Origin of the sequence: Corynebacterium sp. HMSC063G05, assembly GCF_001810555.1 — a bacterium.
GTDB classification, from domain to species: domain Bacteria; phylum Actinomycetota; class Actinomycetes; order Mycobacteriales; family Mycobacteriaceae; genus Corynebacterium; species Corynebacterium jeikeium_D.
This window is the reverse complement of the sequence record NZ_KV801861.1, coordinates 159,445-180,304: the sequence shown is the minus strand read 5'-3', so window position 1 is coordinate 180,304 and position 20,860 is coordinate 159,445. Positions and strand designations below refer to the sequence as shown.

At 59.8% G+C, this 20,860-nt stretch carries 18 protein-coding genes; 10 read left to right on the top strand and 8 right to left on the bottom strand.

What is annotated here, in order from left to right; translation table 11 throughout:
* Nucleotides 1-87 precede the first annotated feature (87 nt).
* From HMPREF2751_RS08845 to HMPREF2751_RS10775, 3 genes are read right to left on the bottom strand one after another with little or no spacing between them, the layout of a single operon-like run.
* Complete coding sequence (locus HMPREF2751_RS08845; RefSeq protein ID WP_016421704.1) at nt 88-279, bottom strand: hypothetical protein; 192 nt, start codon at nt 277-279, stop codon at nt 88-90.
* Nucleotides 280-2,757, bottom strand: coding sequence for a transglycosylase domain-containing protein (locus tag HMPREF2751_RS08840; RefSeq protein ID WP_070549572.1), 2,478 nt, complete (start codon nt 2,755-2,757; stop codon nt 280-282).
* Between the two features lie 11 nt (nt 2,758-2,768).
* A complete protein-coding gene (locus HMPREF2751_RS10775) occupies nt 2,769-3,140 on the bottom strand; it encodes a DUF5318 family protein (protein WP_224784051.1) in 372 nt (123 codons plus the stop codon).
* 272 nt (nt 3,141-3,412) lie between these two features.
* On the opposite strand from HMPREF2751_RS10775, the gene HMPREF2751_RS08835 reads away from it, so the two are divergent.
* From HMPREF2751_RS08835 to HMPREF2751_RS08820, 4 genes are all read left to right on the top strand, one after another.
* Complete coding sequence (locus HMPREF2751_RS08835; protein WP_016421706.1) at nt 3,413-4,498, top strand: inositol-3-phosphate synthase; 1,086 nt, start codon at nt 3,413-3,415, stop codon at nt 4,496-4,498.
* A 521-nt stretch (nt 4,499-5,019) separates the two neighbouring features.
* Nucleotides 5,020-5,511 carry a MarR family winged helix-turn-helix transcriptional regulator gene (locus HMPREF2751_RS08830; protein WP_016421708.1) on the top strand — a complete coding sequence of 164 codons (492 nt, stop codon included), beginning with the start codon at nt 5,020-5,022 and terminating at the stop codon, nt 5,509-5,511.
* A 158-nt stretch (nt 5,512-5,669) separates the two neighbouring features.
* Nucleotides 5,670-6,602 carry a universal stress protein gene (locus tag HMPREF2751_RS08825; protein WP_069358890.1) on the top strand — a complete coding sequence of 311 codons (933 nt, stop codon included), beginning with the start codon at nt 5,670-5,672 and terminating at the stop codon, nt 6,600-6,602.
* Between the two features lie 43 nt (nt 6,603-6,645).
* Nucleotides 6,646-7,062, top strand: a complete 417-nt coding sequence (locus HMPREF2751_RS08820; protein WP_048733161.1) for a hypothetical protein — start codon at nt 6,646-6,648, stop codon at nt 7,060-7,062.
* A gap of 155 nt (nt 7,063-7,217) precedes the next feature.
* On the opposite strand, the gene leuS is transcribed toward HMPREF2751_RS08820, so the two are convergent.
* Nucleotides 7,218-10,136 (bottom strand): leucine--tRNA ligase, encoded by a 2,919-nt coding sequence (gene leuS / locus HMPREF2751_RS08815; RefSeq protein ID WP_070549573.1) that lies wholly within the window; start codon nt 10,134-10,136, stop codon nt 7,218-7,220.
* A 60-nt stretch (nt 10,137-10,196) separates the two neighbouring features.
* Here leuS and HMPREF2751_RS08810 point away from each other — a divergent pair, with 60 nt between their 5' ends.
* From HMPREF2751_RS08810 to HMPREF2751_RS08795, 4 genes are all read left to right on the top strand, one after another.
* Entirely contained in the window at nt 10,197-10,808 is a 612-nt protein-coding gene (locus HMPREF2751_RS08810; protein ID WP_070549574.1) for an SdpI family protein, read from the top strand.
* 72 nt (nt 10,809-10,880) lie between these two features.
* The gene (locus HMPREF2751_RS08805; RefSeq protein ID WP_016421713.1) at nt 10,881-11,864 is read left to right on the top strand and encodes a bile acid:sodium symporter family protein; all 984 of its coding nucleotides are present in this window, start codon (nt 10,881-10,883) and stop codon (nt 11,862-11,864) included.
* A gap of 108 nt (nt 11,865-11,972) precedes the next feature.
* Nucleotides 11,973-13,103 carry a DUF695 domain-containing protein gene (locus HMPREF2751_RS08800; RefSeq protein ID WP_016421714.1) on the top strand — a complete coding sequence of 377 codons (1,131 nt, stop codon included), beginning with the start codon at nt 11,973-11,975 and terminating at the stop codon, nt 13,101-13,103.
* A gap of 14 nt (nt 13,104-13,117) precedes the next feature.
* Nucleotides 13,118-14,032, top strand: a complete 915-nt coding sequence (locus HMPREF2751_RS08795) for a hypothetical protein (RefSeq protein WP_246819320.1) — start codon at nt 13,118-13,120, stop codon at nt 14,030-14,032.
* A gap of 53 nt (nt 14,033-14,085) precedes the next feature.
* Here HMPREF2751_RS08795 and HMPREF2751_RS08790 read toward each other — a convergent pair whose 3' ends face one another.
* From HMPREF2751_RS08790 to HMPREF2751_RS08775, 4 genes are read right to left on the bottom strand one after another with little or no spacing between them, the layout of a single operon-like run.
* The gene (locus HMPREF2751_RS08790) at nt 14,086-14,436 is read right to left on the bottom strand and encodes a branched-chain amino acid transporter permease (RefSeq protein ID WP_038627068.1); all 351 of its coding nucleotides are present in this window, start codon (nt 14,434-14,436) and stop codon (nt 14,086-14,088) included.
* Nucleotides 14,433-15,209 carry an AzlC family ABC transporter permease gene (locus HMPREF2751_RS08785; protein ID WP_052155556.1) on the bottom strand — a complete coding sequence of 259 codons (777 nt, stop codon included), beginning with the start codon at nt 15,207-15,209 and terminating at the stop codon, nt 14,433-14,435. Before HMPREF2751_RS08785 ends, HMPREF2751_RS08790 begins: the two co-directional genes overlap by 4 nt.
* Nucleotides 15,210-15,851, bottom strand: coding sequence for a YqgE/AlgH family protein (locus HMPREF2751_RS08780; RefSeq protein WP_038627070.1), 642 nt, complete (start codon nt 15,849-15,851; stop codon nt 15,210-15,212).
* Entirely contained in the window at nt 15,851-17,293 is a 1,443-nt protein-coding gene (locus HMPREF2751_RS08775) for a CCA tRNA nucleotidyltransferase (RefSeq protein ID WP_038627072.1), read from the bottom strand. The genes HMPREF2751_RS08780 and HMPREF2751_RS08775 overlap by 1 nt, the downstream gene beginning before the upstream one ends.
* A gap of 160 nt (nt 17,294-17,453) precedes the next feature.
* Between HMPREF2751_RS08775 and HMPREF2751_RS08770 the strand changes: the two genes are divergently transcribed.
* Entirely contained in the window at nt 17,454-18,311 is an 858-nt protein-coding gene (locus tag HMPREF2751_RS08770) for an NUDIX hydrolase (protein WP_191620910.1), read from the top strand.
* Nucleotides 18,312-18,317: 6 nt separating this feature from the next.
* Nucleotides 18,318-20,855, top strand: coding sequence for a hypothetical protein (locus HMPREF2751_RS08765; protein WP_049170095.1), 2,538 nt, complete (start codon nt 18,318-18,320; stop codon nt 20,853-20,855).
* Nucleotides 20,856-20,860: the final 5 nt, after the last annotated feature.

Here is a 20,860-nt window from a genome sequence, read left to right as displayed (position 1 = left end):
CTACTGCGTGCGCCTCTTTGAATTGTGAAGTTGTCGCGTGCTTGGTGGGCAGTTAACGCTCTAGCAACTGACTACCTGGCCTGCGTCCTACATTGATGTCGAGGAAGCATGTGCCAACGCAATAATCACCGGAATGACTGTCGCGAATAGGAAAGCTGCCAGGCACAGAGCCCAAATGATTGCCGGTTTCCACTTCTGCATGAAGCCCCAAAAGGCCGTGCCGAACATCAGGAAGCCAATCGCGACGCAGACGATGGTGAAAATCACCCACGTGTCCACTTACTGTCCACCTCCAGGGTTACCGGGGTCTCCGCCGCCTTCATTGCCACCGCCGAAACCACCGCCTCCCGGAATCGGGATGGGCAGTAGGTCAGCGATTCCGCCGCCACCGCCTCCGCCATCGCCACCCGGAACCGGAAGCGGTGCAGGCTGCTCCTCGGAGGACTCAGAGGTCGACTCCTCGGCCGACTCCTCTTCTGTGGTCTCCGGGGCATAGCCCTGGTCATAGCCAGAGTCAGAGGTCGACGGCGCCTGGTACTGCGGCGCACCTGCGACACCACCGATTGGCTCCGGCTTGGTGAAGTACTCAAAGTCCTCGTTAGACAGTGCGTTATCCATGGTGTACTTCCACAGATCACCCGGGGTTTGCGAGCCGTACATGATGCCACCATAGGAGTTGTAGAGCGCCGAACCATCGACGTTGCCAACCCACACTGCAGTCGACAGCTGCGGTGTCGAACCGATCATCCACGCATCCTTGTTCTGGCCGGTGTCACCCAACTGCGTAGTACCGGTCTTGGCGGCCGACGGGCGACCACCACTCAAGGGCTTGTTGCTGTAACCGGCAATAGGCTCCATGGCCGATATCATATTGGTGGCCACTGCCTTGGAAACTCGACGGTCGCCCTTGTCAGCGTTGGACTCGTAAACAATCTCGCCCTTGGAGTTTTCGACCTTCTCTACGAAGTGAGTCTGCTGATAGACGCCATCGTTAGTCAGGGTAGCCAGACCAACGGCCATATCCAGCGGACGTGAGAGGTACTGACCCAGGGCGATACCGTCCTGCGAGTGACCGTTGTCGTCCATCAGAGTCTTTTCAATACCCGGGATGGACTCAGCCACGCCCAGACGATGAGCCATTTTGGCGGTGTCATCCGGACCATTCTTCAGGTCGCGCTGCAGGCGAATAAACGGGGTGTTCAGCGACTGCTTCAGGGACTCATAAAGCGGAAGCACGCCACCGCCGGCACCGCCGTCGTTGTGCAGAGTGACGTTACCGGACTGCACAGGTGCCGAAGAGTACTGCGCGGTCAGTGGAATACCTTGATCGAGAGCTGCTGCCAGCGCAAAAATCTTGAAAGTAGAGCCGGTCTGCAGACCGCTGTTTGCGTAGTCCCAACCAGTCGGATCGTCGCCACCGTAGTAGGCGCGGACAGCACCGGTCTTCGGCTCCACCGAAACGATGGCGGCACGCAAACCCGTTGACTGATCGACGTAGTTTTCCATCGCATCCAGGGCAGCCTGCTGCACCGTCGGGTCAATGGTCGTCGTAATGCGTAGACCGCCAGTGTTGACCTCCTGCTCGGAGATACCTTCGCGCTCCAACTCAGCCAGAACCTGATTCTTAATCATGGCAGCCGGGCCGGGCTCCGGAGCCTGCTTCGGCGCCAACGCCGGATCGATGGTCTCCGGGTACTGCATTCCCGCGCGGTCCTGCGGCGAGACGATGTTCATCTCCACCAGGCCATCGAGGACGTAGTTCCAACGCTGCTCAGCCTCCGGGCGGTTAGTCCACGGATCCAGTGCAGATGGACGCTGAATCGAGGCTGCCAGCACAGCACCCTCTTCGGCATTCAGCTCACCGACTTCCTTACCGAAGTAGGCCTTCGACGCTGCCGCGATACCGTATGCGTTACGACCAAAGTAAATCGTGTTGAGGTAGGCCTCAAGGATTTCGTCCTTAGTCCACTCCCGCGCCATCTTCGCCGACATGACCAGCTCCTTGGCCTTACGGGTCAGCGTGCGCTCGTTGCCCACCACAGCATTCTTGACGTACTGCTGCGTAATGGTCGAGCCGCCACCGGCACTGGAATTACCAGTCACGACTCCCAGAGCCGCACGGGCATAACCAGTCAAGGAAAAACCCGGGTTGGTATAGAAATCACGATCCTCAGCTGCCAGCACTGCATTGCGTACAGCATCCGGCACCTTGTCGATAGTGATGTTGCTTCGGTTACCGCCCTCCGGGACGATGCGCGTGATTTCCTTTTCACCAGAACGGTCATAAATCACCGCAATCTGGCTATTGGCCAACTCCTCTGGCTCCGGCACGTCCGTTGTCGCATAAGCAACACCGAACACAACTACCGGCAACAGCACGACCAGCGCCACGGCTAGACCGAGCCACGCTAAAATTCGCCGCTTATTATCAGTCGGCTGTTCTTCTTGCGCCATCGAGCTTTCCTCTTCATGGTCATCTGGTTCAAGGTCATCTGGGGCGTACTGCCCCTTCTCCGGGTCCGGCTCGCTTGCCGACGTCATCTCTGAACCGGTAGCCAGACCCTCGTCATTGCCACCGACCGAAACAGCATCAATGCTGTCGCTGGAATCGTCGTCAAGCGATGCGTCATCGGAGCGTGCGTGCGTATTGAAGGAATCAGCATCCGGCTGATCCCACCACTCGCCTGATGAATTAGAACCCTGGCCCTCGTGAGGGCTGTTAGGACCGCCTGGGCTATCGGGTCGATCATTGCTCACGGGTGCTCTCCCTAGTTTTCTGACTCTTCTCGAGCTGCCTGAAGTGTCCGGGTCAGGAAACTCCACTTGCAGTCGGGGCACACCTCAACTTCTTTGACGGTGCACGAACCATATTCATTAACTATTGCGGATAATTCGTTTTCAGTACAAGCAGAGCCGGAACGACGGCCCAAGTTTTCTCCGAACACCCAGAATACGAGTCGGAGGTCGAATTTGCGACATACTGGGCACTCTTCCTGGGACTTTCTGCCGTGAAAACGCGCGGCAGCGACCAGCCGAGCATCGGCATCACAGAGTGATTTCCGTGAAATCTCCCCTACACGCCACTGCTCCAATAACTGCTTCTTGAACAAGGAGTGATCAATCTCGCCCTGCCATGTCATCACGAAGACAGATTAGCAGGCTCGTGCGGGCTGGTTTCACCCCCGCTTTATCGGTAAACACATGCCCCCTCACGGTTCGGGCATCGGCAAACAACGCATAAAGGTATAACGTCACGCTCGTTACCTCAATGCGCGCACCCACTCACGGCCGCACCGCTGGCGCAAGGCCCTGGTGCGGGGTTCTGATGCTAGGTCTTGATGCGAGTTCCCGGTGTGAGTTCCCGGCGCGAGGTCAAAGCCTCCGAGCACATAGTTTCAAGGAGAATTACTAAATGAGTTCAATTCGCGTCGCTATCGTCGGCGTCGGCAACTGCGCCTCTTCCCTGGTGCAGGGTGTCGAGTTCTACCGCGATGCAAAGCCCGATGAGACCATTCCTGGCCTCATGCACGTCGTCTTCGGCGACTACCACGTCTCCGATGTCGAGTTCGTCGCAGCTTTCGACGTTGACGACAAGAAGGTCGGCAAGGACCTCTCCGAGGCCATTGTTTCCTCCGAAAACTGCACCATCAAGATTGCCGATGTCCCGACTCTCGGCGTTGAGGTTCAGCGCGGCCCGACCCTGGATGGCGTTGGCAAGTACTACGCGGACACCATCGACGAATCCCCGGCTGAACCGGTCGACGTTGTTCAGGCGCTGAAGGATGCCAAGGTCGATGTACTGGTCTCCTACCTGCCGGTCGGTTCAGAACAGGCTGACAAGTTCTACGCACAGTGCGCCATTGACGCTGGTGTAGCTTTCGTCAATGCCCTGCCGGTCTTCATCGCTTCCGACCCTGAGTGGGCCAAGAAGTTCGAAGACGCAGGGGTTCCGATTGTCGGCGACGACATCAAGAGCCAGGTCGGCGCAACCATCACCCACCGCGTCATGGCCAAGCTATTTGAGGACCGCGGTGTTCGCCTCGAGCGCACCCTGCAGCTCAACGTCGGCGGCAACATGGACTTCAAGAACATGCTCGAGCGCGACCGCCTCGAGTCCAAGAAGATCTCCAAGACCCAGGCCGTCACCTCCAATCTCACCGGTCCGCTGGCCGGCAAGATCGACGACCGCAACGTCCACATCGGCCCGTCGGACTGGGTGGACTGGCTGGATGACCGCAAGTGGGCCTACGTCCGACTCGAGGGCAAGGCCTTCGGCGAGGTGCCGCTGAACCTTGAGTACAAGCTCGAGGTCTGGGACTCCCCGAACTCCGCTGGCATCATCATCGATGCTGTTCGCGCTGCCAAGATCGCCAAGGATCGCGGCATCGGCGGCCCGGTCTACGCCGCTTCTTCCTACCTGATGAAGTCCCCGCCGAAGCAGCTTGCCGACGATGTTGCGCGAGCACAGCTCGAAGCATTCATCAAGGGCGAAGACTAAAAGGTACAAGCACTCAAAAGTACAAGCGAGCAGCTCCGAGAGCATGTGCCTTGAAAAGTGCCAGCCGGTTACCCATGCGGTAGCCGCTGGCGCTTTTGTGCTTCTCTCTCCCCTATCCTCCCCGCGTCTCTTCCACGCCTTCTCGCCCTACTCGCTGCTGCGCCCATCTCGTCCCCGCCATGGATGCGTGCGCTGCAGTCGTCGTAAAGCAGACAGCAATACACCCGCGAGGATGAATCTGCGAGACATATCACAAGCCAAAAGCATTCGCGAAAGTAGCCGTATGGCTACCTCCAACCCAACGTTCTAAGTACAGAAGAAGTGACACTTTAGGGGGTTTCTGCCAGCACCGAAAAACCTTATACGCAGATAGGTTTAATGTTTTGTACTGGGGTTTTAGATGTTTGGTGGAAAATTCCTGGTGATTTCATCGCCGAAATCACCAGTTGTAGAAAAATAAATAGCACCCCAAATAAATTTCGTATTGGCAACTAGCACTGTTCGCATATAACATCGTCGCTATGACATTATCTTCGGGCTCGATTGGCAATCCTGATGCCGTTACTCCTCTGTCGCTCGCTAAGCGCATTCGCCCTCTCCTGACTCGCGCTGAGCTGCTCTACAGCCGCCGCTCCTCGGAGTCCCAGCTCAGCCGCGCGCAGCTGTCCATCATGATGACCCTGGAGGCACTGGGCGCCTGCCGTATCAGCCAGTTGGCTGAGGCCGAGGCCATCCGCATGCCCACCGCCTCCAACGCCGTGCACCACTTGGAGGTCGCCGGCATGGTGGAGCGCGTCCGCGACAGCAAAGACCGCCGTGGCGTCCGCGTTGAACTGACCGACCGTGGCCGTGAAGAGCTGCACCGTGTTTCTGAAGAGCGCAATCAGCAGATGGCGGAGATGTTCAGCACGCTGACCCAGGAAGAGCTGGAATTTGGTGCTGGTCTTGAGACGATTCTGTCCAAGATCCTCGAAAACTACCCGGAGCACCCAAAGACAAACCCAAGCGTCTAGTCTCTTTTCCAGCTAGCCCTGCCCGCTTTAAGCCCACAGGCAGGATACATAGCTTTTACACGTCCTCGGTGCCGTTTTAAATATGCCCGCCTATCCACGTAGGCTATTACCCAGAAGCACCACTTGGATATTTCTGAGTAATCACAGGAGGATTAGCGATGGCTTCCCGCCCGCTTCGTATCATGATTGCGTGGCGTCCAGGCGAGTACGGCACCGAAACGCTTGCTTACGCCGCTTGGTTAGCTCGCACCACGAAGGTGCAGATTCGCGTTGTCAGCGCACTGTCGCGCGGCTGGCCGCTGACCTCACTGGCTCGGTTGAGCACCAATGACTCCTGGGTTTCCCACGAAACCGAGTCTCTTGAAAAAATCATCAAGGATGAGCTTAAGCTCGCTGGCCTGCGCAAGGGCATGCTTGACGACGATGCCGTACGGATCATCGAATCCTCCAGCGAATCCACAACTATCTGCAACGAAGCCGAAGAATTCGAAGCCGATGTGGTTTTGCTTGGCACCCGCCGAAGCAATACCAAGGACTGGACCGCCAAGAACCGCAGTCGCTTTACTGCGGGATCAACCTCTGATGCGCTGCTGCATTACTCGCCAATCCCGCTGGGATTGGCGATCCCCGGCGCGAAGCTTTCTAAGCACGGTGTGACCCGTGTCAGCATTTGCTACATTGACACCCCACAGTCGCACCACGCATTGAATAAGGCTGCTGACCTGGCATATCGCTGGGAAGTTCCCCTGCGTTTGGTCTCGTTTACGCCGCGTGGTGCGACCATGTACCCGACGGAGAACGGCTACGGCCCCTCCTCTGACCTGATGATTGAGTGGCGCGAGCAGGCTATGGGGCTGCTCGACCGCGGTATGGACCGCGCGCATACCCGTTACCCAGACCTTTCCATTGATGCGGAAGTAGCCTCCGGCAACGGTTGGGAAGAGGCCATTCAGTCCATCAAATGGAAAAAGGGAGACTTGCTCGTTTTGGGTTCGTCTACTCTTGGCCCATTCGGGCGAATTTTCATCGGCTCGTCGACTAACCACATCGTTCGCCACAGCCCGGTGCCAATGCTGATTACTCCGGCCTAGTATGGCAGGCACATCAGACGGCATTTAGAGGCGAGGGGAGCAGATGGTGGATAATTCACCGAAGCGCAGTACACCAGAGCGCAATGAGGATGAAATCTTCGACGAGCTTGAGCGCAAGATGTATTCCGGCAAGCGCGCCTACATCTACACCGCGGGTGTGATTCTTACGACGCTGCTCGCGGGCCTCATTATTGGCATCGCCGGCGCCATTGTCGGTGGCCCCACCTGCGATGCGGGTAAGTCCAGCTTCCTCTGCTCCCGCACTTGGGAGATCCTTTTCCCCGTTGTCCCGGGCGTAATCTCCCTGGTCGGCTGCCTTTTGGGCTTTTGGCAGACCTACGTGGAGTGGAAAAACTTCCGCAACTGGCGCGCGTGGCTCGCTATGTGCTGGGTGCTCATGCCCTTCACTTTGATGTGGATGCTCTCCACATTCGGTGTCCTGATTCTGGGCGTTAAGTAGGGGTAAGAGGCGGCCAGCTTCGGAGCCACCCCTTGAGGCTTTTGCGAGAAAGTCTCAAGCGAGAAAGTGTCTGGGTTTATGACAAATTTGAGTCGATTTTAGGCCTCAAACTGTCATAAACCCAGACACTTTCTTGTACGCATTAGCCTCCCTGGTTACTTCTTCACAACCAGGTTGACCATCTTGCCCGGAACGACAATGACCTTCACGATATTGCCACCGGCGTTTTCCACAGCTGCGACAACCTTTTCGTCGGCACGCGCGGCGGCCTCGATGTCCTCGCGGGAAGCATCGGTAGCCACGTCAATGCGAGCGCGAACCTTGCCGTTAATCTGAACTGGCAGCTCAACGGTGTCGTCGACCAGCCACTTCTCGTCAACTGCCGGCCAGGGGCCGTGTGCCAGGGACTCGGTGTGGCCGAGACGGCTCCACAGTTCCTCCGCAATATGCGGCGCCACAGGGCCAAGCATGAGGGCCAGCGGCTCCACGGCGGCGCGCGGTGCACCGGCCGAACCGTAGGTCTTAGTCAGGTAGTTGACGTACTCAATGAGCTTTGCGACGGCCGTGTTGTCACGCAGCTCTGCGTAATCGGAGGTAACCCCTTCCACGGTGCGGTTGAGGGCCTTGAGGTCGTCGTCGGAAAGCGCTGCGTCCGTGACGGCGAGCTCACCGGAGTCCTCATTGACCACCAGGCGCCAAGCGCGCTGGAGGAAGCGCTGCGAGCCGACCAGATCCTTCGTCGCCCACGGGCGGGAGGTGTCCAGCGGACCCATGGCCATCTCGTAGACGCGCAGGGTGTCAGCGCCGTAGTTGTCGCAGACCTCGTCGGGGGAGACAGCGTTCTTCAGGGACTTGCCCATCTTGCCGTACTCCTGGAAAACTTCCAGGTCAGAGCCGTCTTCGGCGCCGCCTGGGATGAGGAACTTATCATCGCGCTCAACAACCTGATCGGCCGGCTGGTAGACACCACGGGCATCGGTGTAGGCGTAAGCCTGGATGTAGCCCTGGTTGAACAGACGGCGGTACGGCTCCTTGGAGGTCACGTAGCCGAGGTCGAAGAGGACCTTGTGCCAGAAGCGGGAGTAGAGCAGGTGCAGCACTGCGTGCTCGACGCCACCGACGTAGAGGTCGACGCCGCCTGGGTCGTCCTTACCGTGAGTCTCCGGGCGAGGGCCGGTCCAGTAGCGCTCGTTTTCCAGGTCAACGAACTCCTCAGCGTTGTTCGGGTCGATGTAGCGCAGCTGGTACCAGGAGGAACCTGCCCAGTTCGGCATGACATTGGTGTCACGGCGGTACTTCTTCTTGCCATCGCCGAGATCGAGCTCGACATTGACCCAGTCAGTGGCCTTGTCCAGTGGAGCCTTTGGCTCGGTGTCGGCGTCGTCCGGGTCGAAGGTGACCGGCTTGTAGTCCTCGACCTCTGGCAGCTCGACCGGAAGCATGGACTCGGGCAGCGCGTGGGCGTGACCGTCCTCGTCGTAGACGATGGGGAAGGGCTCGCCCCAGTAGCGCTGGCGGGCGAACAGCCAGTCGCGCAGCTTGTACTGGACCTTCTCGTGACCAGCACCTTCCTTCTCCAACCACTCAATGACGGTGGCGATGGCGGTGTCCTTGTCCAGGCCATTGATGTCCAGGCCGGAATCATTGGCGGAGTTCACGCACGTACCGTTACCGACGTACGCCTCCTTTGCAATGTCACCACCTGCGACGACCTCGCGGATTGGCAGACCGAAGGCAGTGGCGAACTCGTAGTCGCGCTCATCGTGGGCCGGGACAGCCATGATGGCACCGGTGCCGTAGCCAATCAGGACGTAGTCGGAAATGAATACCGGCACCTGCTCACCGCTCACCGGGTTGGTGGCGTAAGCGCCCAGGAAGACACCGGTCTTTTCCTTGTTCTCCTGGCGTTCCAGGTCGGACTTGGAGGCAATTGCGGCGCGGTAAGCGGCGACGGCCTCGGCTGGGGTTTCCTTGCCGAAGGTCCAGCGCTCATCCACGCCCTCGTAGGAACCGCTGCCGGCTTCAACCAGCTGATCCACCAGCTCGTGCTCAGGAGCGAGCACCATGTAAGAGGCTCCGAAGAGAGTGTCCGGACGAGTGGTGAAGACCCTGATCTTGGTGGAGACCTTCGGGCCGACCTCGGCTGTGAAGTCGACCTCGGCACCGCGGGAGCGGCCAATCCAGTTGCGCTGCATGGACTTGACCTTGTCCGGCCAGTCCAGCAACTCCAGGTCGTCGACCAGGCGGTCAGCGTATGCGGTGATGCGCATCATCCACTGGCCCAGCCGCTTGCGGAACACCGGGAAGTTACCGCGCTCCGAACGACCCTCGGCGGTCACTTCTTCGTTGGACAGCACAGTGCCGAGGCCCGGACACCAGTTGACCATCGAATTCGACTGGTAAACCAGACGGAATTCGTCGACTGCTTCGCGCTGCTCGGTCTCGCTGAGCTCAGCGTAGACGCGACCATCCTTGGTAGTCATCTCGCCCGACTCCAGCAGCGGAATCAGCTCATCGATGCGACGGGCCTTCTTCTGATCCTCATCGAACCAGGCGTTGTAAATCTGCAGGAAAATCCACTGCGTCCACTTGTAGTAGTCCTGGTCAGTGGTCGCGAAAACACGGCGGCGGTCATGGCCAAGTCCCAGGCGGCCCAGCTGGCGCTCCATGTTGGCGATATTCGCTTCCGTCGTCACGCGCGGGTGCGTACCGGTCTGGATTGCGAACTGCTCCGCCGGCAGACCGAAGGCGTCGTAGCCCAGGGTGTGCAACACGTTTGCGCCCTGCATGCGGTGGAAGCGCGCGAAGACATCGGTGGCGATGTATCCCAGCGGGTGGCCTACGTGCAGACCGACACCGGACGGGTACGGGAACATGTCCTGGACGAAAAGCTTGTCCTTCGGCGGAGTCGAGCCGTCGGCAGCTGCCAAATCGCCCACCGGGTTGGGGGCGTAGAAGGTGCCGTTATCTTTCCAATACGCCTGCCACTTTCCCTCTAGCTGAGTCGCCAGCTCGGGGGAGTAGCGGTAGTCGGTGGCTTCTGCCGAGGACGAGGACTTTTCGCTGTTGGTCATGGTCTCACAGTCTAATAGGTGCGTTTGGCACGTGCTCAACCACCTATATAAATTGGAAGCATGATTGTCATCCCTGTAATTACCCTGGTTCTGGCTGTTTGCATAGCCGTTGTCGCTGGTTTGGCATGGTCGGCGAAGCTACCGGGTAATAACTGGATCGGAATTCGTGCGCCTGAGGCTCGAAAGTCCCAGGAAAACTGGGATATTACGCACCGCGTTGCCGGCCCACCGTGGGCTGTGTCCGCTGTCGCTTTCCTCGGCGCCGCCATGCTCGGCTTCCTCGCCATACGCCCGGAGGCCTCTGGTTGGATGTGGCTGTGGTACGCCGTCGCTCTGCTCGCCGGTATCGCCATGCTCGGCATTGGTGCGGCTATCGGCTCGCACACCATCGCGCTTTACGACGCCAAGGTCTCCGCCGAGTCCGGCTCCGGTTGTGGGTGCGGTGACGGTGACAGCGGCTGTGGCTGTGACTCCGCCGCCACTGATGCCGCCGACACTGCGACTGATGATGCCTGCTGCTCCGACAACCCGGCAGCAGACTGCGGTGTCTCCGGTGGCTGCAGCTCCTGTGGTCTGGAAGGGTTGTGCACGGACAAGGGCTCATCCGCGAATGTCACTTTCAAGCCTGTGGACAAGGATGCGCTGCGCAAGGCAGCTGAGCAGAAGAAGTAAAAAAATTATTGCAGAGAAAAGCTTCTGCAAAATAGTAAGACAACATCTGGTTGCCCACTAAGCTATTTGTCCATGTGGCAACGAATTGTGAATTGGCGTCCAGATCCCCTCATCGTCGGTATCGTTGCTGCAGCGATACTGGCGATTATTTTTCCTGCAAGCGGCACTACCGCTGAGGTTTTCAGCTGGGCCACAAAGATCGCCATTGGCTTCTTGTTCTTCCTCTATGGCGCGCGCCTGAGCCCGCAGGATGCGTTGGCCGGTGTTAAGCATTGGCGGCTGCACATAACCATTCTGGCTTTCACATTCGTGCTGTTCCCAATCCTCGGCCTGCTGATGAAACCCCTGGATTGGATTCTTTCTCCTGGCCTCTACCTGGGCATTTTGTACATGACGCTGGCACCGTCGACGGTGCAGTCGAGTGTGAACTTCACGTCCATCGCCAAGGGCAATGTCGCCGGCGCCATCGTCAGTGCCTCGGCATCTAACCTGCTGGGCATTGTGGTCACACCGGTGCTGGTGATGCTGTTGATGGCCACCGGTGGCGGCATTCATGTGGATTCGTCGGTGTTCTTGGATATTTCGCTGCAGTTGCTGCTGCCATTCGCAATCGGCCAGCTCACTCGCCGTTGGACCCTGAAGTTTGCCGCCGCGAAGACGACTAAGAACGTTGACCGCCTATCCATCGCAATGGTCGTTTACGCAGCCTTCTCCGAGGGCATGGTGCAGGGCATCTGGTCGAAGGTGCCGGCAGGGGACATTGTCATCCTGTGTGTGCTTTCGGTCGTGCTGGTGGAATTCGTTTTGCGGTTGTCCGGATTCATCGCAAATAAGATGGGCTTCGACCGCAAGGACCGCATTGCGATTCAGTTCTGCGGTTCGAAGAAGTCCCTGGCCACCGGTCTGCCCATGGCTGCCGTTATCTTCGGTGCCGATGCCAGCCTCTACATTTTGCCGCTGATGATTTTCCACCAGATTCAGCTGATGATCTGTGCGGTCTACGCCGCTCGCTGGGGCAAGGAAGCAGAAGCTGAGCCGGAGCCACAACCCGCTTAACGCGGTCTAGCGCATGGACCCGAGGGGCGAATCCGGCTTGGCACATATACTGGGGCGCACAACATAAGGTTCGGTTTTAAACGAGCAAACGAAAGTGTGAGATTCAGCATGGCTAACGAGAATCCGGCTCCGTTCTCCCCGGAACAGCGCGCCGCAGAAGAGACCGCGATCAATGAGTTCTGGTCGTGGTGGAACTCTTTTGGCGCCGATGCGCTCGACTCGATGTTTAGTGTCCAGCTCGGTATCGATGGTGCCCCGAACGCCGCCGATGTGGACATTATTGATGTCCAGAAGGAGGTCGGCGGCCGCATCGCCGCTATTAATGACCGGCTCATCTGGGGGTTTGAGGCTGGCGCTCCGTATTCTCGCCATCTTCTGACTGTGAGCGCTGCCGGCGATCCGGAGCTGCGCCCGGTCGCTCGCCGTTGGCTGGAGGCCGCGCCTGACGACGGCGCGGTGTGGTCTTTCACCGACCTCCGCCAGGCGGATCCGGCGATGAAGCTGTCGCTGGGGGATGTCGCAGCTACGTTGGTTGCACAGGGTGCTCTCGAGGCCGATGCTCCCGCCGAGGTCGATCCGGCAGACGCCCGCGTGGCTGTTAGCAGTGGTCATGGGGCAGTGGACGTTCGCCTATTCCACCCGCTGTTCCCGGCAATTGCTCAGTTGGAGGACGGTGAGCGCTTGGTAGCTCAGCTAGGTTTCACACTGCTGCAGCTGGCTCTGGGGGAGGAGGACTTCGGCCTATGGCTGCGCGGTTTCGCCTTCGCTGGCGAGGAGCCGGAAGATGCTATCCCGCTACCGGAGCTGGGCGGTGTCGTCGAGCAGCTCGCGGAAGAGTGCCCGGAGTGGCTCACCATTGATGCCGAAGCCAACGGCCAGCCGCTCGTCGTCGCTACTCGCGCTCCGATTACGCAGCTGGTGAGCCCGACTATGACGCAGCATGTGCTGATTCAGCTCATGCTCGCTCACATTGACGACAAGGGCTTGCCGACGGACGAGTCGAAGGAATCCCTCTCCGAGTTCAATACCGCTGCCGCTGAAGCCATCGCTGAGGACAAGGGTATTTTTGTCGCAACTGAGCAGTCCGACGGTATGGCTCTGCTGCACTTCTTTATTGACCCGGCATCTGATGCGGAGGCGGGTCTGCGAGCTGTTGCGCAGACGTGGACCGACGGAGAGCACGTTGTCGACACCGCTTACGATCCAGCTTGGCAGCGCGTCGGCCACCTGCGCGTGTAGATTGGTTTTTTGTTATGAACGCTCGTCATCGTCTTACTCCACGGCCTTCCCGCGCGATTCGCATGGGTCTTACCGGTGTCATCGCTGTCACCAGCCTTCCGCTGGCAGCTGGAAACGTCGCTGCGGCTCCGCAGCCGAAACTGACTCCACAGGGCACTATTAATGCTCCGGGGCGCACCCAGATCAGCTTTACCCACACCCCGACCGGCGCTCACTACGGTACGGCCAACGAGAATGAAGCTCGTCCGGGGCTGTCGATTGTCAAGCTCTACATTGCCGACTACGTCTTCAAGCACGGCACCGAAGCGGACAAGGCGAAGGCCACACAGATGATTCGCTACTCCGATGACAACATTGCCAGCGAGCTCTACGGCCGTTACCCGGACTCCATTAACGCCACGGCGCGTGAGTACGGCCTCAGCAACACCCACGGTGCGGGCCACTGGGGCAATTCCACGACTTCCAGCGCTGACACCGTGAAGTTCCTGGAGGCCAAGAAGCGCGAGAACCCTTCCGACCCGGTGCTGGTTGCTATGAGCACCGCGTCACCTGTGGCAGCGGATGGCTACCGTCAGGATTACGGCACCGCCACGCTGCCTGGTGTTATTGGCACAAAGTGGGGTTGGTCCGATGACCGCCAGAGCGTTCACGCCTCGGCGTCCATTGGTCCTGACTTCAGCGTCGCTGCTAACACCTACGGCACCAAGGAAGCTCACACCAGCGATGTTCAGAATGCGTTCGGTGGCACGGTGGGCACTCCACCACTGCCTGGTCTGCCCGACAGCCCGAGCCTGCCCAACATCCCAGGCGTCCCGAATCTGTCCGAGAGCCCGAATCTCGGCGAACTACTGAACTTGCCGGAATCCCCGCAGCTGCCGCAGATTCCGGGGCTGCCGAACTTCACAGGCCAGGTACCGGCGCAGTTCTAGCCACTGACCGCTAGCCGCTGGCACCGTCTCACACAGCGCTTACGCAGCGCACCTCACGCGACAAGGTTCACGAGGGCCATATACAGCGCCGTGCCTACGAATATCGAGATCACGGTGTTGCGCCGCCACCAGTGCAGGAAGATGGTGACGACCAGCGCTACAGGCACGGCCCAGGCAGCGCCGGGGTCGCCACCCTCACCGCTGAGCCCCAACCGTCCAAAGACGGTGTAAACCACCAGCGCCATCATGACTCCAACAGGCATGGTCGTGCCGAGGAATTCGAACAGGGGAGAGCCCTTCAGGGTCCGCACGAACGCAAACGGCAGTGCGCGCAACGCAACTGTCACTGCGCCCATCGCAAAGAGCGCGGCTAGCACATAGCCAGAATCGGGCATCGCGGTCATGCTCGCTCTCCCTCCGTTACACGCTGATTGCTTGACGACGTCATGCGCATCACCCGATCTACTCGTGGTGACCACACGCGCAACAGCAGCATGCCGAAGTACATCAACAACCCGATGACCAGCATCTGGTTCGGGTTAATCAGCCACCCGACCAACGTGCAGACGATAGCGGCCAGGGGCAGTGACCAATCCTTGGAGGTCTCAAACGCGTCCATGGCCAGCACCGTAAAGAGCGCCACCAGTGCGAACTCGGCACCGCGGATCCCTTCGGGCAATGCTGCACCGGTTAGCGCCCCGACAATACCGGAGCCCACCCACAGCAACTGGCAGAGAATCTGAATCGTCAGCAGGCGGCGGCCCGACATCTTTTCAGCCGGATTTGCCGCAGAGACGATGGCATACGACTCGTCGGTAAGCGCGTATGTGGAGTATGCGCGGCCGAGACGAGACTGTATCCGGTCGCGGGGGAACGTCAGCCCGTAGAAGACGTGGCGGAAGTTGACCATAAACGAGGTCACGGCACAGCCGAGCAGACCCGTATGGGCCATAACCAGGCCGACAGCGAGGAATTCCATCGACCCCGCGTAGACCACGAAGGAGAAGATGGGTGCCCACCACCAACTTAAGCCAGTCTGTGCGATGAGTAGGCCGAATGCGAGCCCCAGCGGAATGAGACCCATGCCGACGGGCAGTGTCTGCCGAATGCCGGCAGCTATGTCGCTGCGGTCACTAGTTGCGGCACTGTTTCCTTCGGCATTGATGTGCTCACTCATCTAGTTGTCACGTACATCTACGGGGTAGGTGCCATACAGCGGCAGCGGCCAGGGCTGACGGCGCATGCAATCACCCCAGATGTCAGCGGCAGCAGGCGCGAGTACATCAGAGGGCAGGGCAGGGGCGACGTACCAATCACCGCGATCGAGCTCTTCTTCCAGCTGCCCCGGATCCCAGCCCGCGTAACCGGCGAAGATACGCGCGCCATCGATGCGGTCGCGTACATCCTCCGGCTCCGCGCCGAGGTTGACCAGCGCAAACCTATGGGCGATGCGTTCCATCAGCGGTGCACCGGTAATACTGTCGGTCTCCTCTGGGAGGGTAGCGCCATTTCGCACCACACCAATGCAGATTGGCTGCGTCTGGTTGACCGGACCCCCGACGTAGAGCACCGGCGGCTTAGTCATCAGTGACGCCCAGGGCTCGAGCACATTGTGCACAGGCGTCTGCGAACGCTGCGTGAGATCGACACCAAGGGTGCCGTGCTCATCGTGTTCAATGAGGAAAATCACCGAACGAGCGAATTCCGGCGAGAGCATGCCGGGTGCTGCGAGCAGCAGCATACCGGCGGCCGGGTCGTTGCGCTCGAGGCTGGTAAAAAGCCGGTCGCCATAGAGATTCTCCGGATTAATCGATGCCATTAGCTCTCACTTTCGCTTTCAGCCTGCTCACCGGACTGCTCGTACCACCATTTCTTCAGCGCCAAGATAGCATCCTCACGCTCCAGCGGACCGGACTCCAATCGCAGCTCTTTCAGGTAATTCCAGGCCTGTCCGACTTCCTTGCCAGGCTTCAGGTCCAGAATCTCCATGATTTCGTTGCCGTCCAGATCGGGGCGGACGCGTGCGAGGTCCTCCTGCTCAGCGAGCTCCTTGATTCGCGCTTCCAGGTTGTCGCAGGCTCGTGCGAGGCGTGCTGCTTTACGACGGTTTCTCGTCGTACAGTCGGCCCGCACGATTTTGTTGAGTCGTTCCAACAAATCTCCGGCGTCGTTGACATAACGTCGCACCGCCGAGTCCGTCCACTTGCCTTCGCCATAGCCGTGGAAGCGCATGTGCAAGTAGACCAGCTGGGAGATTTCATGGCTAATTTTCTTCGGAAACTTCAACTTGCGCAGGCGGCGACGCACCAGCTTCGCACCGACGACCTCGTGCTGGTAGAAGGTGACATTGCCCTGCTCGTTGTAGGCGCGGGTAGCGGGCTTACCACAGTCGTGCAGCAGTGCCGCCCAGCGCAGCACGAGGTCCGGTTCACCGGGTTCTTCCTGATCAATAGCCTGCCGCATGACCTGCAGGGAGTGTTGATAGACATCCTTGTGCTGGCGGTGTTCATCCTGCGTCATGCGCATATCGGAAATCTCCGGCAGCACGCGGTCGGCCAACCCCGATTCCACCATCAGGTCGATACCACGGCTGGGATCTGCCCCCAGGATGAGCTTGTTCAGCTCAGTGGAGATGCGCTCAACCGTGATGCGGTCAATTTCGCTGGACATTTCCTTCAACGCCTTGAGTACGCGCGGCGCCACGTCGAACCCGAGCTGGGATGCGAAGCGGCAGGCACGCAGCATGCGCAGGGGATCATCGCCAAAGCTGACCTCCGGCGCCCCCGGGGTGTCCAAGACACCCGCGACAAGATCCTCGAAACCTCCGAGCGGGTCGAGGAAGGTGCGAGTGCCGTCGCCATGCAGTTCAACGGCGATGGCGTTACAGCGGAAGTCACGGCGGATTAGATCGCCTTCCAGCGTGTCGCCGAAAGTGACCTCCGGATTGCGACTGACCTGGTCGTACGTATCCGCACGGAACGTGGTGATCTCCACCTGACGGCCATGCCGCTCTGCGGACAGCGTGCCAAATTCAATGCCGGTATCCCAGACAATGTCCGCCCAGTCATCAAGAATCGCGCGCGTCACCTCCGGGCGTGCGTCGGTGGTGAAATCGAGATCCACGCCCAGTCGCCCTAAGAGAGCATCGCGCACAGAACCGCCCACAAGGTACAGACGGTGGCCAGCTGCACTAAACGCAGCTGCCAGCGAATCGAGAATCTCCGACTCCTTGGCAATCGCCTGATCCGCCACTGCCAGCATTGCCGTCCTGCGCACCTGTGGGTCCGCATCAGCAGCCGCCGGAGTAGCGCCGTGAGGTGTAGTCGCCCCGGGCTGGTCACCATTTGTCGTTGAAGGAGTCGATTGTGTCACGACCGACACAATACCCGCTTATACCTATAAACCCGGTAGTCTAAGTGGAATGAACAACGTGGTACGCAATGACAACTCGGCGGCGAAGAGCCGTCGACGTCGTCGGCGACCGCGCAGAAGGGGTGGCGCTTCCGCGTCCACCAACACCAATAGCGCTACTACCAGCGGAAATTCCGCAAAACGCAGTGGCTCCAGTGCCAATGGCCCCAAATCGGCCAAGCCAAACTCCGGTGGCGCCAAGAAATCTTCCAAATCACCGAAGTCGGCACGACCCTCGAAGCAGTCGAACAACCGCGGTGGCCGTAAGAACGGCCAGGATAGGAACAATCGCCGTCGTCACGCACAGACGAAGCGCACGAACAATCGCCGTGCGCACTCGTCGCGCGCGCAAAATGCAGCGCCGATGCAGACCTCGATTGAGACTTCGGCGGGCGGACTGGTCGTCTCGGGTCTGGCCGAGGCGGTCGGCGAGGGCGGCAAGGTCGACCTGTCGCGGATTTATGTCGCGCTGATTGGTCGGCACGACCGCCGCGGGCGCCTGCTGTGGTCAATGCCCAAGGGCCATGTCGAGCCCGGCGAAGCTTTCGATTCCACCGCCGAACGTGAGGTGTGGGAAGAAACGGGCATTCGCGGCGAGGTCATCGAGGAGCTCGGTGTGATTGACTACTGGTTTGTCTCCGATGGCACGCGGATTCACAAGACCGTGCACCATCACCTTCTGCGCTACGTCGATGGCGATTTGAACGACGAAGATCCCGAGGTCACTCAGGTCATGTGGGTCCCGGTAGACACCCTGGTGGAGCGGTTGGCCTACGCTGACGAACGCAAACTGGCCCGGCGCGCGCACAATCTGCTGCCCGATCTCGCCCGCGCGGAAAAGCGAGCAGGCCGGCAGACGCCGAGGTGATTGCGCATGTTCAGGTTGCAGTTGCCAAGAAATGTTGTTCGTAAAGTCACGGCCGCCACCGCAGCGCTCATACTGTGCTTGCCGACGACCGTTGCGCCCCCAGCTTTTGCGCAAGATGAGCAGTTGTGGGGCAGTGGCACCAATCGTGTCGGTGAACAGGGCCCCCTTCGGCTTTCGATAACCAGCTTCACTCCGCATGTCGCGGCTCTACATTCGACGCTGACCATCAAGGTGCAGGTGCACAACACCTCCGATGCGGATATCAGCAATGTTGCGCTGCGCCCACAGCGGGCCGGCGCACTGGCTTCCTCTGCAGATGCGCGGACGATTCTCGCTGAGCCTGAATCGGTGTTTGATGTGGCTGGGACCTTCAGTGCCCCCATCGAGCTGAAAGCGGGGGAGAAGCGTGAGGTTACGCTAAGTGTTCCTATCTCCGCACCGGCTCCAGAAGGACTCGACATCACGGAAGCCGGCACGTTTCCGCTGCTCATCAATGCTAACGGGCAACCGGCAGATGACATCGACCGCCTGCTGGCGGAAACACGCGCACTGCTTCCGGTGACGGATCCGCAAGCGGAAGGTGATGAGCCGGAACCGCCTGCCGGTGATCAGAACGACAACGATGAGACCGACAATTCCGATGCGCCCACCCGCCGCGACCCAGTGCCGTTTTCGCTGATTTGGCCCATCAGCCAGCCAGTGCCACTGGTCGGCGGTGAGACCGGTGACGCACCCTCGTCGCCGAATCTCATCCTCACCGACAATTCTTTGGCCGAGTCTCTCGAACGCGGTGGCCGCCTCGACGGTTTGCTCACCTCGTTGGAAAAGGGCTTTGCCGGCCCGGATGGGCAGAGGTTGCGGGAATCAACCTGCATCGCCATCGACCCGGAGACCCTCGACGCAATCTCCAGGATGACCCGCGACTACTGGATTGGCACCAGCCGCCCAAGTCCTGTGGAGTCCTCTCCGCGACTGCGGGATTCCTGGGGAAACGCGGATGACACCAATCTCACGCATATGCCCGCCAGTGACAATGCTGCCGCCTGGCTCAATCGGCTGCACGATCTCACACAGGACACCTGCACACTGTCACTGCCGTGGGGCGGCACCGATGCCAGCGCCGTGGCTCGCGTGGGGGATCACGAGCTTTCGATGGAGGCACTCGCCGCTGGTCGGCAGACTATCGCCAAGCATTTGGACGTTCAGGCACTGCCGGGCCTCTATTTGCCGGCCGAGGGATACGTGACGTCGGAAAGCGCCCCGCTGTACTCGGCGGCGACGGCCCTGAGCGGGACCGCCCCGGAGCGCGCATTCGAAGACCGCGTAGATACCGGCGAGGCGATGCCACCGTCGCCCACTCCACCCGAAGCCGCGCACGACACCACCGTGTTAGTCGCAGACAACACCGCCGTCACCGCCGATGGTCAGACACTGCGCCCCGGCCATAGTGGCGTGCTTGCCGACGGTAGCCGCGCCTTCGCCCTCCCTGGGGCACTGACAACCTCTCTGGCTGCAACAGGACGGTCTCCCCAGACTGTGGCGTATTCGAATCTGCTCGGACGCTACGATTTCCGAATCGACTCCGAAGCTGCACGGATGCAGACAGCGATTGGCACTCTGTTCCAATCATTGACTGATTCGGATGACCCTCGCGCGGCTGTGGTGGCAGCACCGCCGTCCGGTTGGGATCCACGCGCTAGCGACGCTGAAGATTTCATGGCTGCGGTCAGGAAAGCCGTGGACGATAACCTGGCTGAGCTGACTCCGCTGATGGACTCCATCACCGCTTCAGCTCACGACCTGGATGCGGGCTCGGTTACTCCAATTGACAAGCTTGCCGATCCCGCGCCAGTGAGTGAGACGCTCGTGGAGAAGGCTCAGACGGCCTCCCGCGAGATCACCGACCTGACCACAATCATGTCCAACGATCCCAATGTCGCGCTGACGCGGTATGAATTCACCCGTCCCCTGCGGCACGACTTGCTGCGCTCGTTTACAACTCTCGGCCGGCGAAATCAGCTGCAGTCAACTGACGTGCAGCGGCGGAGCGAAGAACTCAGCGACCAGGCACTGATTATGAATCGACGCCTGCGCAATTCGGTGACGTTGGTAGCTCCCGGCGGTGTCTACACCCGCGCAACGCAGCTGTCGCCGATTGCGGTGCTGGCTCGTAATGGCCTGCCGCTGCCGGTTCCCGCGTTCGTGCGCGTCGGCGCTGGAGATTCGGTGTTGGAGGAGAAGTATGAGGCCGCCATCCCCGCCAAGGGGTCGGTGACTGTTCAGTTCACTCCGAAGTCGGGTGATGATGCAGAATCCACTCCGGCGACCAATGCTCCAGAGGGAGACCGGCCACGGGATAGTGGAGACAACTCCCACAACCTGTTGCTGTGGCTCGAATCACCTGGCGGCACGCCGATTTCTCGATCAGTGAGTATTTCCGTGCAATCGGGCGCTTCGGTTGGGGTTTTGGCTATCGTGACCCTCGTCATCGTCACTGTTGGTGGGTTTTTTGCCGCAAAACGGTCTCAGTACTTTCGGAAATAGACCCC